Raw genomic sequence first — 13,096 nt, forward strand, 5'->3', positions numbered from 1 at the left:
TTTTTTGATCATGATTTTTATTGATTGTTTTATTAAGGTATTCCCTGGAAATATCATTGTCTGAATCAGGATGTCCAGGATTTAAGGATGTACAGGATGGTTTGATGGTTTTGTTGATGGGTTTTTTGATCATGATTTTTATTGATTGTTTTATTAAGGTATTCCCTAGAAATGTCAAACATCCTGTTAATCCTCTAATCCTGGATATCCTGATTCAGACAAAAATTAAACTCAATATCCATTAATTTAAGACTATGAAAGACTATAGAAATGTCAAACATCCTGTTAATCCTCTAATCCTGGGCATCCTGATTCAGACAAAAATTAAACTCAATATCCATTAATTTAAGACTATGAAATACTATAGAAATGTCAAACATCCTGTTAATCCTCTAATCCTGGATATCCTGATTCAGACAAAAATTAAACTCAATATCCATTAATTTAAGACTATGAAAGACTATAGAAATGTCAAACATCCTGTTAATCCTCTAATCCTGGATATCCTGATTCAGACAAAAATTAAACTCAATATCCATTAATTTAAGACCGTGAAATACTATCAACAACATCCTAACGCCTTTCCTGTTCAATATCTCCAGGACTTGTGGGGAGAAATCCAAGCTTGTCCCTATTTTGCTATCAATAACCTTAACCGAGATTTTATCAATACTAAAGGCTTTTCTGTGGTATTTCAGCGTCAAGGTTTAGCAGAAGTTATTCAAAAATTCCCCTATTTTAAGCCTTATTTAGATTTGGCACTTTTGCCTAATTGTAATGCTTTTTATCTGAATCCTTTACTACTCAAAGCAGGTTCTCGCGTTGACCCCCATATTGACCGGTCTTTGCGTTCCTATTGTAAAACCGTTGAACCTCCTGCATTTGTGAGCGTTCTTTATGTACGTGTACCAGAAGATATGGAGGGAGGAGAATTGGTGCTGAAGTTGCAAAAACGCCAAGTGGGACAAATTAAACCGCAAACCAATTCTTTAATTTACTTTCAGGGTGATTTAACTCATTCTGTCAATGCAGTGACAACTCCTGGAAATCGGTTAAGTCTTGTGTGTGAACAGTATAGTTTAAGTGAAGATGAACTTGAAGAAATACCAGAGTTTACATTAGAATCAAGAGCTAATCAAGGGAATGGAAAAAAACAAAAAAAGTAGGCTGATGTCAAAGGATGATATGATCAACTTGTAAAATACGCAAATACTATAAATATAGCTTTCCCCATTTCTTTACCGATAAGAGAACTTCACAAAAAAGATTATCCAGTCTTATGGGGTATTTTTGATTTGTAAGTCTCTGAAACAATTTTTTAGAAGTATGTTAGAGGTGTTTAGCTAAAAATTAACATTACTACCATTACCTCTAAGTGCAATGAAGCATAATCGCCTGATAGCTTTAATATCGGTATTCACACTAGCAATTAGTTTATCTGCCTGTGGAGAAACTAACTCAACGAATCCCACTCCTAACAAATCTTCCAGTCAAACTACAACTGCTTCCAGCAAACTAGATTTAGGAGGTAATATTGAATTAACAGGTGCCGGTGCTACTTTTCCGTCACCCCTTTACCAAACCTGGTTTGCGGAGTTAAACAAAAAATATCCCAATTTAAAAGTTAACTATCAGCCAGTTGGTAGTGGTGCTGGTGTTGAGCAGTTTACCAAAGGGACAGTAGACTTTGGTGCTAGTGATGTAGCCATGAAAGATGAAGAAATTCAGAATATCCCCGCAGATAAAGGAGTGATCTTACTACCTGTAACTGCTGGTAGTATTGTTCTCGCTTATAACTTACCAGATATTGCTGATAGCTCCGGTGGCGTAGCTATACTCAAACTACCACGAGCAGTTTATATTGATATTTTACTAGGTAAAATCAAATCTTGGGATGATCCGGCGATCGCTCAAGCTAATCCTGATGTAAAATTACCAAAAGACGAGATAAAAGTTATTTATCGGGCTGATGGTAGCGGGACTACAGGCGTTTTTACCAAACACCTTAGCGCCATTAGTCCAGAATGGAAAACTAAAGTAGGTGACGGTAAAAGTGTAAAATGGCCTGTAGGAATTGGTGCTAAAGGCAATGAAGGTATTACCGCCCAAATTCAACAAACTCCAGGTGCTATTGGTTATGTAGAATATGGCTATGCCAAACAAAGTAATCTCAAATTTGCGAGTTTAGAAAATAAAGCTAAAAAGTTTGTTTTGGCTTCTGAAGAATCAGCATCTAAAACGTTAGCATCAGTAACTTTACCAGAAAATCTTCGCGCTTTTATTTCTGATCCTGAAGGGGAAGGTTCTTACCCAATCGTCACTTATACTTGGATTCTCGCTTATAAAAAATATGCTGATGCTGGTAAAGCCAAGGCAATAGAAGCAACTATTGAGTACGCTTTAACTGATGGACAAAAGTTAGCTACTCAATTAGGGTATGTTCCTTTACCAGCAAATGTGATTGCTAAAGTGGCTGCTGCTGCTGATCAAATTAGTCCTGATTATAAAATCTCTCTTGGCGCTGATCCTAAAACTACAAAGTAATGACAAGCTAGTACCGCAGGGCGGAATTAAAAATTAACAATTAAAAATTAAAAAGCAGATGGTATAAGCTTTTCAGGGATTTTTAATGGTTGCTTAACTTACGCCGTATTGTACTAGTTTTGAGAAAGTTAGCTTTTTCCCACATCTTAGAGTCAGCATTCATGGCCATAAATTTTCCAGAAACCCAATTAGTCACGAAAAATCGCTCGGAAATAGACAGAAATCTAGATCGGAGCTTTATTTGGTTAACTCGAATTTTTGCCCTAGCAATTGCTGGAATTTTATTATGGATTACCTTGCAAGTTGCTATTGCGGCCAGTCCAGCGATCCAAAAATTCGGGATTAATTTCTTAATCACCAGCAATTGGAACCCTGTTAATAATGAATATGGGGTATTACCTGCGATTTATGGGACTCTCATGAGTTCTTTAATCGGACTAGTTTTAGCAGTTCCAATTGGTGTGGGGACAGCGATTTTATTGAGTGAGGATTTTTTGCCCTCCCAGGTAAAATTGGTACTGGTATTTTTAGTAGAATTACTAGCTGCCATTCCCAGTGTTGTCTACGGAGTCTGGGGAATTTTTGTTTTAATCCCGATTTTAACTGATTTGGGCAAATGGCTGCATCATTATTGGGGCTGGCTACCTATTTTTAGTACCTCACCTACAGGGCCAGGAATGTTACCTGCGGGAGTGATCTTAGCAATTATGACTTTGCCAATTATCACCGCTATTTCTCGTGATGCTTTGATTTCTGTACCTTCGGGTTTACGTCAAGCTGCCTTGGCAATCGGTGCAACCCGTTGGGAAACAATTTTTCAAGTTATTATCCCCGCTGCTTTTTCTGGCATTGTCAGTGCGGTGATGTTGGCACTTGGTAGAGCCATGGGTGAAACAATGGCTGTGACAATGTTAATTGGTAATGCCAATAATATTAACATCTCTTTCTTAGCACCATCTAATACAATTTCTTCCCTACTAGCAAATCAATTTGCTGAAGCTAATGGGTTACAAGTTGCTGCTTTAATGTATGCAGCTTTAATCCTATTTCTATTGACGATGATAGTCAATATTCTGGCAGAGTTTATTGTGGCGCGAGTCCAGAGACTATAGTGATAGGTTAAATTATGACTTCTTCTTTTGAGCAAAGAAGCCTGACTCGTTCTCCTTCCTCTCCTCGGACATTGTTGAATACAGCAATGACTGGATTAGCTTTTATCTGTGGAGCATTGGCACTAGTCCCCTTGTTGGCAGTGCTTTATTATGTAGTAATTAGAGGGTTTAGTAGTTTAAATCTCAATATTTTTACGCAGTTACCACCGCCGCCTTTTGGCAAAAATGGCGGTTTTGGTAATGCCATTGTTGGCACAATTCTCATGGTCGGGATTGCCGCTGTCATTAGTGTTCCCTTTGGTGTATTGGCCGCAATTTATTTAAATGAGTTTAGTTCCCAAAAGATTGCTAGATGGATACGTTTTGCTACTAACGTCCTCAGTGGTGTTCCTTCTATTATTGCTGGGGTATTTGCTTATGGAATTGTGGTTTTGACCTTAGTAAAGCTGAATTTAGGCTCTTACTCAGCCCTGGGGGGTGGATTTGCCTTAGCAATTTTGATGTTACCTATTATTGTAAAAACTACAGACGAAGCTTTGCAATTAGTATCTCAAGATTTGCGGCAAGCGTCTGTTGGATTAGGTGCAAGTAATTTGCAAACTGTGATCCTGGTGGTATTGCCGGCTGCATTACCAACAATTGTCACTGGTTCTACTTTGGCGATCGCTCGGGCTGCTGGAGAAACAGCACCATTAATATTTACGGCTCTTTTTTCTGCTTTTTGGCCGGATAGCATTCTCAAACCTACTGCTTCTCTCGCGGTTTTAGTCTACAACTTTGCTACTTCTCCCTTCCCAACTTGGCAATCTCTAGCTTGGGCTGCGTCTTTAATCCTCGTAATGATGGTTTTAATTACTAGTATTATTACTCGCTGGGTGACTAAACAAAAGGTTTAGTTAACAAAACTGAAACTCATCCCGAAAAACTTATTCTTTAACTTACCTTTGGGGGTTAAAGTCCCCTGCTTCTACAAGCAGCGGGTTTTGCGTCGGGGTAAAATCCCCGTTGCAAAACGTAATTCTAAATTCTAAATTCTAAATTCTGCATTCATTTAAGTATTTATGGCTACTACAATTAGCACGATTAATGGGGCTGAATCGGTTTTACGCACAGAAGACCTCAATATCTACTACGGCAATTTTTTGGCTGTACAGAATGTTTGGCTAGATATTCCTAAAAATCGGGTGACGGCTTTTATTGGACCATCTGGCTGCGGTAAAAGTACATTATTGCGATGTTATAACCGTCTAAATGATTTAATCGCATCATTTAGAGCCGAAGGTAAAGTTTATTTCTATGATAAAAATCTCTATGCACCCAATATTGATCCCGTAGAGGTGCGGAGACGTATTGGTATGGTGTTTCAAAGACCCAACCCATTTCCCAAGTCAATTTATGAAAATATTGCTTTTGGGGCCAGAATTAATGGCTACAGGGGTGATATGAATGAATTAGTAGAACGGAGTTTGCGACAAGCGGCTTTGTGGGATGAAGTCAAGGATAAATTGCGCCAAAATGGTTTATCTTTATCCGGTGGACAACAACAACGTTTATGTATTGCCCGAGCGATCGCAGTACAACCAGAAGTTATCCTCATGGATGAACCATGTTCTGCTCTTGATCCTATTTCTACCTCGCGGGTTGAAGAACTAATTCATGAACTTAAAGAGCAATATACCATCGTCATAGTCACTCACAATATGCAGCAAGCATCACGAGTATCTGATAAAACGGCGTTTTTTAATGTCAGAGCCTCAGAATCAGGTGGACGGGCTGGGTATTTAGTAGAGTACGATTCGACAGAGCTAATTTTCAGCAACCCTCAACAGGAAGATACCAAAGCTTACATTAGCGGTAAATTTGGTTAATGCTGAGATGATAAAACAAGTGGTAAAAATGTTTTGGTGGTTGTTGATAATTAGTTGATAATTAACAGTTAACCAAGAATTGATCCGTTTTTGGAGGAGTGCCAGCAGAATGTCTAACACTATTTTATCCAATTCTCGTTTTCCTACCAGGAATTTTGGGAAGATCTTATCCTTGAGTATATTGATATGCGCGACTTTTATATTACCTGCATCGGCGCAAGAAAAGGCAAAATTATGGCGAACTTTAACCGTGAGTGGACGGGGAGTAGAAACAATTTCTACAACTTTATCTCAAGTGAGTTTAGGTGTGGAAATTCAAGGAAAAACCGCTGAAGATGTCCAAAAAGAAGCGGCTCGTAAATCATCCGCTGTGGTGACATTGCTGAAAAAACGTAATGTGGAAAAATTGACAACTACAGGAATTCGCCTGAATCCAGTGTATAGCTACAGCAATAATGTCCAACGAATCACTGGTTATGCTGCCAGTAATACAGTCAGTTTCCGCATTCCTACAGATCAAGCCGGAACATTGTTAGATGAAGCTGTGAAGGCTGGAGCGACACAAATTAACGGTGTGAGTTTTATTGCTAGTGATGAAGCAATTGCGATCGCCCAAAAACAAGCTCTGAAAAAAGCTACCCAGGATGCCCAACAGCAAGCAGAAGCCGTTTTAAGTAGCCTGGGATTACAACAAAAAGAAATTGTCAGTATTCAAGTCAATGGTGCAACTCCACCACCACCTCCCATGCTTTACCGGGCTGAGGCTAAATTAGCTAATGCAGATGCTTCTACTCCCATAATTGCCGGTGAACAGGAAGTACAAGCATCAGTAACATTGCAAATTAGTTATTAGTCAGTGGTCAGTGGTCAGTGGTCAATGGCAAGGAAAAAACAACTAACAACTGTACGGGCGAAGCATTTGGAGAACTATTTTTGGCAATGACCGATAATTTATCTTCCAAATGCTTCGCCCCTACTAACAACTGACAACTCACTAATTAGAAATTATCTGGAGACATATCTGCTCCCCCACCTTCACCATCACGCTTAGAACCTAGTAATTCTAGTTGCTCGACATTGATCACTGGACTAGAACGGCTAACTCCGCTTTGGCGATCGCTCCAGGAATCAAACCGCAAAGAACCTTTAACGCCTATTTGTTTGCCTTTCCGAACATAATTACCCGCAACTTCCGCAGTTTTTCCCCATAATTCTAAGTTAAACCAGTCTGTATGTTCTCCCTCACGGGTACGACGACTGACTGCTAGAGTCAATCTACATTTAACTTTACCCGAATCAAAAAACTTCATGTCAGGATCGATGCCTACACGGCCAATAAGAGTGACAACATTAATGCTCATGGCTTTTATTTCTTAGTAACTTTGTATTGTACTATTCCGGATTCTATAATAACTAATTGTGAAAGTATTGAAAATATGTTAGAATCCCAACAGTTAACTCACACAAAAATTCAAAAAATACTTGACATTAAAAAAAATATACGGTTATACTGACTGACCATGAAAAAATAGAACATAAGATTCGTGAAACTAAAATCAAGATTGACAAAAGCTAGATAAAAAAATAGTCTAGGTTACTGGAGTCAGGCAAGCAAACATCATGGAATCTATCATTATTAACTTTTATCTTTGTAGTTATTAAGTATCGCAAATAAGGGGCAAAGAGAAGCGTGGATCTTTTCAGAAATTTTCGTCCATCATGGGATATGGGTATCGACCTTGGTACAGCCAATACCCTAGTTTATGTGTCTGGTAAAGGAATTGTCCTGCAAGAACCTTCTGTAGTTGCCATTGATCAAAATCTCAAGGTGGCACTGGCAGTGGGAGAAGAAGCCAAAAAAATGCTCGGACGGACACCAGGCAATGTAATTGCCCTCCGTCCCCTGCGTGACGGTGTGATTGCTGACTTTGACACGGCTGAATTGATGCTAAAAAGCTTTATTCAGCGGGTAAATGAGGGAAGATCGCTGATGCGTCCCCGCATTATCATTGGCATTCCTAGTGGTGTCACAGGAGTAGAAAGACGGGCTGTCATGGATGCAGCCAATCAAGCCGGAGCGAGGGAAGTATATTTAATTGATGAACCAGTTGCAGCGGCAATCGGTGCGGGACTGCCAGTTGCAGAACCTACGGGTAACATGATAATTGATATAGGTGGTGGCACAACAGAAGTAGCGGTATTAAGTCTTCAGGGTACAGTAATTAGCGAGTCAGTCCGCATTGCTGGAGATGAACTAACTGAAGCGATTACTCAGTATATGAAGAAAATTCATAATCTGGTAATTGGTGAACGGACTGCTGAGGATATTAAGATTAAGATTGGTTCTGCCTATCCGACCGCAGATGATAATGATAGTGTCATGGAAGTCCGGGGCTTGCATTTACTTTCTGGATTACCCAGAACTGTAAGCATCAAAGGCCCAGAAATTCGGGAAAGTATGGTAGAGCCTCTAGCGGTAATTATCGAAGCAGTGAGACGGACACTAGAACGGACACCTCCAGAACTGGCAGCAGACATTATTGATCGCGGGATCATGTTGGCAGGAGGTGGTGCATTACTCAAAGGTCTGGATACATTAATTAGTCATGAGACAGGTCTTGTGACTCACATTGCGGCAGACCCTTTAAGCTGTGTAGTGTTGGGAACAGGTCGTGTATTAGAAAACTTCAAACAATTGGAGAGAGTATTTAGCGGGCATTCCCGTAATATGTAGTAGGAATATATGGGTTCTGTATTTATTCATAAGACCTCGCGGTAAGTGGGAAACGAGCGTGGCTTGGCTCCCAACAGAGGGAAGCGACACGAGGGATTTTAATCCCTGTGGTATGCTAGAATGAAATCGTGAGTAAGAACAATAAACATCTACGTGTTGAAACATCCTAGTACGGAGAAATCCCGGCTCATAAGAAACAACGGTTAGGTTCAAGTCCTAGCGGCAGTATGACAAGAAAGAGCAAGTAATGGCAGGTTGTGGAGCGTACCGCATCTTGGCTTAGTGATGGACTCACAAAAACACTGAAAACAATAAAAGTAAGCGCAATTTCGACACCTTGATTGGTGGTTGTATTGAGCGTCTAGGCGGCGTTTGACGGTCGCAGCGAGATTAGATTAGGCTAAACCTTTAATCTAATTCTGTCAGTAGAATCTCAGTGGCTGTCTTCCCTGAGAGTGTCAAAATTATAGAATCCATTAGACAGCTTCGGTAAATATTGTAGAGACGTTCCATGGAACGTCTCTACAAGGGTTTTAGGTCACGCATATTTAATTTCCGGAGATGTCTATTGTTTTCAACAGAAGTATAGGGAAGTTGAGGGATAATGATCACGGAAAGTCTTACTAAGGAGTATAGATTAAATAAAGTACAAAATTAGGGTGTGTAAAGCTCTGCGAGCATGGCTACGCTAAAGCAAAGCGTAACGCACCATTTCCGGTTAAATCAGAATTGCAGGTGATTAAATTTGCGTTCCTAAGCAATATTTTTGCAACTCCTGAATAATTTATAAAAAATATATACAGGTATGTTTATGTTTACTTTAAAGCGCTGGTGGGAATATAAGGGATTACAAATAGGGTTATTGGCCTTAGTTGTAGGTAGTGCTTGGACAATCAGAGAAACAAAAGGGGCATTATTACGCGAAATCTATCAAGGAATCACCATTCCATTACAGATGGTGCAGTCAGGGACGATTCCTGAGCAAAGTATTAAAGATGCAAGATTTTTAGAATTACAGACTCGCATCGTCGATCTAGAAAGCCAAAATGAAAAATTAAAAAGTTTACTGAGTTACGTAGAAAAAGAAACCTTGCCACAGAAGCCAATTATAGCAAGGGTAATTGGACGGAGTGCAGATCATTGGTGGCAACAGGTAATTTTGAATCGGGGGACTGCATCAGGCATTCAAGAAGGTTCTATTGTTAAAGCCGATGGGGGATTAGTGGGTTTAGTAGAAAGTGTGACGACTAATACTAGCAGTGTATTGTTGGTTAGTGATTTAAAAAGTCAAGTGGGTGTAACTGTCAGCCGCACATCAGCTAAAGGAGTTTTGCAAGGTGATGCTTCCGCTGAAGGGGTGTTAGAGTTTTATGAAAAAGTGCCTAATGTTAAAGTAGGCGATTTAGTTTCCACATCTACTTATAGTCAGAAGTTTCCCGCTGGTTTAGCCATAGGTAAAATTAAGTCCTTGGATTTAAAGAAACTCCCGGCATCAATCGCTAAAGTGGAGTTATTTCCGCCAATTCGGTATTTAGATTGGGTAACTGTTTATCCTCAACCAGAGAAACAATATTTAGAAACTCCGAATCTGACGAAATGATGGACAAGGTTAATTAGTGTAAATGACTCAAATCTACCACTCGCACCAGGCTGCTTTTCTAATTTGCCAACAGAATCTGATTTTTTGGTTAAGCTAGATATAGGTTCTGGGGCGATATTATTGTACTGACTAGTTTAAGTACAATACTTATATTGATTCAGAACTCTGTTCGACTGCTAAAAACTGCAAATTTAAGACTTAAATGACCATCTTATCCCTTTTTCACCCATCCTTTAATTTTTATCCAACTCATATCAGTATATTCATTGTATAAAAACTCTGTACAGATACATTCCCATATTTACGCAACTGAACCCACCCCTGTGATCGCAGATCAGGTTAGTTGTCATAAAAATTTATATTCGGAGTCATCAAATTATTCAAACTACTTTCATAGAGTATTCTTCAAATTTTAGGTGTCCATCTAGGATATCCTAGATGCGTATCCTCAATAGTCTTCTCTCCTGAAGCATTGATAATCCTCTGAAATCATCCCTACAGTCGATGAAAAAATCTATTGATGAAGATCAGCCCATTCCTTCTCCAGAATCCTATCCCGTACCTCTTTAGGAGTAAAATTGAATATCATCTAGTTTACAATCCTGTTACTAGGTCAATTTTATTGGTAGATTTTGATCAGACAACATATTTACAAGTCCCGGAGGTGAAACAAGTTAAATAATTCGGATCTCAACTGGGATATTTTGTCCAAATTTTGGCTTTAAAAGAGGTAAGATAATGGCTATACATAATTATGTACCTTAAAGATATTAGCGAAATTACCACTTGATAATTGCTATAATCTATTCTTCCCTCTAACATTCTTATCTATTATTTAGGTGTAAATTTTTATGGGTTCTCCAATGAATCGTCTGTCTATTTTTGTAGACGGAAACAATATGTTCTATGCTCAACAAAAAAATGGTTGGTTTTTTGACCCCCGACGGGTTTTAGAATATTTCAAATACGAACAGTCAGAAACTACATTAATCAATGCTTTCTGGTACACTGGATTAAAAGACCCACAAGACCAACGGGGTTTCCGAGATGCACTCATCAGTTTAGGATATACAGTTCGCACGAAAATCCTCAAAGAGTATTATGATGATGCTTCCGGTCGTTACTCCCAAAAAGCGAATTTAGATATTGAAATTGTCGTTGATATGTTTAATACGGTAGATCAATATGACCGAGTTGTATTATTCAGCGGAGATGGTGATTTTGAAAGAGCTATCGAACTATTACGCTCAAAAAATACGCATATTACAGTAGTATCAACTGAAGGAATGATCGCCAGAGAACTACGTAATGCTACTGATAGATATATAGACTTGAACGATATAAGAGAGAGAATAGAAAAAACTGACGGTTAACTTAGCTTAGTATTTATTTACACATCTCAAAGTTAAAAACTCTCATTTCACAGTTTCAGCTATTTTATCAAAAAAGAATTGAGGAATTAGAAGTCAGTGATGAAAATAAATTCTATAGGACTGACAAATCAAGTCACATTTGATTAATTCTAATTCCCTTATGTTCTTTTATTGGGTCCACTCTCAAAATTAAAAGAGGTTAAGCTAATGAGCAAACAAGCCGATAGAATTATCATCTTTGACACCACATTGCGTGATGGAGAACAGTGTCCAGGAGCAACTCTCAATATAGACGAAAAGCTAATTATTGCCAAACAACTAGCACGTTTAGGAGTAGATATTATTGAGGCTGGTTTTGCTTTTGCTAGTCCTGGAGATTTTGAAGCAGTTAGCAAAATTGCCCAAACTGTGGGAACGGAAAATGGTCCGGTAATTTGTAGTTTGGCCAGAGCCAGACATGATGATATTAAAGCCGCAGCGGAGGCTATCAAACCTGCTGCTAAAGGCAGAATTCATACTTTTATTGCTACTTCTGATATCCACCTGCAATATAAGTTAAAAAAGACCAGACCGGAAGTAGTTGCCATTGCGGAAGAAATGGTAGCCTATGCCAAAACCTTCACCGATGATGTCGAATTTTCTCCTGAAGATGCCGGACGATCTGATCCAGAATTTTTGTATGAAGTTTTGGAAAGAGCGATCGCTGCTGGAGCAACAACTGTTAATATTCCTGATACCGTAGGATATACCACACCCAGCGAATTTGGGGGCATCATTAAAGGCATTACCGAAAATGTCCCCAACATTGACAAAGCCATTATTTCCGTTCACGGCCATAATGATTTAGGTTTAGCAGTTGCTAACTTTTTGGAAGCTGTGAAAAACGGCGCTCGGCAATTAGAATGTACCATTAATGGCATTGGGGAAAGAGCCGGAAATGCAGCTTTAGAAGAATTAGTCATGGCTTTGCACGTCCGCAGACAATATTTTAATCCCTTCTTGGGACGCGCTGAAAATTCGGAAGCATCACTCACGAATATTGACACCAAACAAATCTATAAAACCTCCCGTTTGGTTTCCAATTTAACGGGAATGTTGGTGCAACCAAATAAAGCCATTGTCGGTGCAAATGCCTTTGCTCATGAATCTGGAATTCACCAAGATGGAGTATTGAAAAACAAACTCACTTATGAGATCATGGATGCCCAATTGATTGGTTTATCGGACAATCAAATAGTATTGGGTAAACATTCTGGCAGAAATGCTTTTCGTACCCGCTTGAAAGAATTGGGCTTTGAACTATCAGAAAATGACCTAAATAAAGCCTTTGTTAGATTTAAAGAAGTAGCGGACAAAAAGAAAGAAATCTCTGATTGGGACTTGGAAGCTATTGTTAACGACGAAATCCAACAAGCGCCAGATTTATTTAAGGTAGAGTTGGTACAGGTTTCCTGTGGTAGTAACGCTCAACCTACTGCTACTGTAACTCTTCGCACTCCCGACGGAGAAGAATTAACTGATGCAGCCATTGGTACAGGTCCAGTAGATGCGGTGTACAAAGCCATCAATCGGGTGGTGAATGTACCGAATGAATTGATTGAGTTTTCTGTGCAATCTGTCACCGGGGGAATTGATGCTTTAGGAGAAGTGACAATTCGCTTGCGCCATGAATCCCGTGTATTTTCAGGTCATGCAGCCAATACAGACATTATTGTGGCATCGGCTCAGGCTTACGTAAATGCACTGAATAGACTGGTTTCAGCTTTACAGCAGGAAGTGAAGGAAGAAGTCACAGCATAGAAAATGTAAATAGTTTTTGATTTTTTCAAACCACATTAATGTGGTTTGATTTTTTTATGCGTATG

The 13,096-nt window shown here is 39.2% G+C and carries 12 protein-coding genes; 10 read left to right on the forward strand and 2 right to left on the reverse strand.

The genetic code is table 11. From position 1 onward, the window contains the following. Window positions 1–551: 551 nt before the first annotated feature. From FJR09_RS18980 to FJR09_RS19005, 6 genes are all read left to right on the forward strand, one after another. Complete coding sequence (locus FJR09_RS18980) at window positions 552–1,166, forward strand: 2OG-Fe(II) oxygenase (protein WP_015079685.1); 615 nt, start codon at window positions 552–554, stop codon at window positions 1,164–1,166. A gap of 214 nt (window positions 1,167–1,380) precedes the next feature. After that, the gene (gene pstS, locus FJR09_RS18985; RefSeq protein ID WP_015079686.1) at window positions 1,381–2,544 is read left to right on the forward strand and encodes a phosphate ABC transporter substrate-binding protein PstS; all 1,164 of its coding nucleotides are present in this window, start codon (window positions 1,381–1,383) and stop codon (window positions 2,542–2,544) included. A gap of 161 nt (window positions 2,545–2,705) precedes the next feature. Further along, window positions 2,706–3,656 carry a phosphate ABC transporter permease subunit PstC gene (pstC, locus tag FJR09_RS18990; protein ID WP_015079687.1) on the forward strand — a complete coding sequence of 317 codons (951 nt, stop codon included), beginning with the start codon at window positions 2,706–2,708 and terminating at the stop codon, window positions 3,654–3,656. Window positions 3,657–3,670: 14 nt separating this feature from the next. Beyond that, window positions 3,671–4,552, forward strand: coding sequence for a phosphate ABC transporter permease PstA (gene pstA / locus FJR09_RS18995; RefSeq protein WP_015079688.1), 882 nt, complete (start codon window positions 3,671–3,673; stop codon window positions 4,550–4,552). 165 nt (window positions 4,553–4,717) lie between these two features. Next, window positions 4,718–5,524: a phosphate ABC transporter ATP-binding protein PstB gene (gene pstB / locus FJR09_RS19000; protein WP_015079689.1), complete on the forward strand. Its 807-nt coding sequence runs from the start codon at window positions 4,718–4,720 to the stop codon at window positions 5,522–5,524. Window positions 5,525–5,633: 109 nt separating this feature from the next. Further along, window positions 5,634–6,377, forward strand: a complete 744-nt coding sequence (locus FJR09_RS19005) for an SIMPL domain-containing protein (RefSeq protein WP_015079690.1) — start codon at window positions 5,634–5,636, stop codon at window positions 6,375–6,377. 7 nt (window positions 6,378–6,384) lie between these two features. On the opposite strand, the gene FJR09_RS25965 is transcribed toward FJR09_RS19005, so the two are convergent. Both FJR09_RS25965 and FJR09_RS19010 read right to left on the reverse strand, forming a co-directional pair. Then, on the reverse strand, window positions 6,385–6,507 hold the full coding sequence (locus tag FJR09_RS25965) for a hypothetical protein (RefSeq protein WP_256370272.1): 123 nt from the start codon (window positions 6,505–6,507) through the stop codon (window positions 6,385–6,387). A 15-nt stretch (window positions 6,508–6,522) separates the two neighbouring features. Further along, window positions 6,523–6,885: a single-stranded DNA-binding protein gene (locus FJR09_RS19010; protein ID WP_015079692.1), complete on the reverse strand. Its 363-nt coding sequence runs from the start codon at window positions 6,883–6,885 to the stop codon at window positions 6,523–6,525. A gap of 365 nt (window positions 6,886–7,250) precedes the next feature. On the opposite strand from FJR09_RS19010, the gene FJR09_RS19015 reads away from it, so the two are divergent. The 4 genes from FJR09_RS19015 (at window position 7,251) to FJR09_RS19030 (ending at window position 13,031) form a co-directional block, all read left to right on the forward strand. Beyond that, window positions 7,251–8,258, forward strand: coding sequence for a rod shape-determining protein (locus FJR09_RS19015; protein WP_041457858.1), 1,008 nt, complete (start codon window positions 7,251–7,253; stop codon window positions 8,256–8,258). 811 nt (window positions 8,259–9,069) lie between these two features. Then, window positions 9,070–9,858: a rod shape-determining protein MreC gene (mreC, locus tag FJR09_RS19020; RefSeq protein ID WP_015079694.1), complete on the forward strand. Its 789-nt coding sequence runs from the start codon at window positions 9,070–9,072 to the stop codon at window positions 9,856–9,858. A gap of 851 nt (window positions 9,859–10,709) precedes the next feature. After that, a complete protein-coding gene (locus FJR09_RS19025) occupies window positions 10,710–11,231 on the forward strand; it encodes an NYN domain-containing protein (RefSeq protein WP_015079695.1) in 522 nt (173 codons plus the stop codon). A gap of 207 nt (window positions 11,232–11,438) precedes the next feature. Further along, entirely contained in the window at window positions 11,439–13,031 is a 1,593-nt protein-coding gene (locus FJR09_RS19030) for a 2-isopropylmalate synthase (RefSeq protein ID WP_015079696.1), read from the forward strand. The last annotated feature ends 65 nt before the right edge of the window (window positions 13,032–13,096 follow it).

Source organism: Dolichospermum sp. UHCC 0406, assembly GCF_009712025.1.
GTDB classification, from domain to species: Bacteria; Cyanobacteriota; Cyanobacteriia; order Cyanobacteriales; family Nostocaceae; genus Dolichospermum; species Dolichospermum lemmermannii.